Here is a 927-nt window from a genome sequence, read left to right as displayed (position 1 = left end):
AAACTAATGAAACGATATTTTCAGCTATTACAAAGTTATCTAATTCGATGGCTAGTTTGCCCTTGAAAATGTATGAAGATTATAAAGTAGTTAATACAGAAGTATCTGATTTACTTACAGTGTCACCGAATAATTCTCTGAGCAGTTTTGATTTTATTAATCAAATTGAAACAATCAGAAATGAAAAAGGTAATGCATATGTGCTAATTGAACGAGACATCTATCATCAACCATCAAAGCTTTTCTTATTAAATCCAGATGTTGTTGAAATGTTAATTGAAAACCAATCACGTGAACTTTATTATTCCATTCATGCTGCAACTGGAAATAAATTGATTGTTCATAATATGGACATGTTGCATTTTAAACACATCGTGGCATCTAATATGGTGCAAGGCATTAGTCCGATTGATGTGTTGAAGAATACAACTGATTTTGATAATGCAGTAAGAACCTTTAATCTTACAGAAATGCAAAAACCTGATTCTTTCATGCTTAAATATGGTTCCAATGTAGGTAAAGAAAAAAGGCAGCAAGTGTTAGAAGATTTCAAACAGTACTATGAAGAAAACGGTGGAATATTATTCCAAGAGCCTGGTGTTGAAATCGAACCGTTACCTAAAAAATATGTCTCTGAAGATATAGTGGCAAGCGAGAATTTAACAAGAGAAAGAGTAGCTAACGTTTTTCAATTGCCCTCAGTATTCTTAAATGCAAGATCAAATACAAATTTCGCGAAAAATGAAGAGTTAAACAGATTTTACTTGCAGCATACCTTATTGCCAATCGTCAAACAGTATGAAGAAGAATTTAATCGGAAACTACTTACTAAAACAGACAGAGAAAAAAATAGGTATTTTAAATTTAACGTTAAATCTTATTTAAGGGCTGATAGTGCAACACAAGCAGAAGTGTACTTTAAAGCAG

At 31.8% G+C, this 927-nt stretch carries 1 protein-coding gene; it reads left to right on the top strand.

What is annotated here, in order from left to right; all coding sequences use genetic code 11:
• Window positions 1-927 (top strand): phage portal protein (locus tag IDG60_RS27705; RefSeq protein ID WP_206160929.1); only part of this gene is annotated, 927 nt, incomplete at both ends.

The sequence above is a fragment of the Staphylococcus sp. EG-SA-2 genome (assembly GCF_017152085.1).
This window is presented reverse-complemented; position numbering and strand designations above follow the sequence as displayed.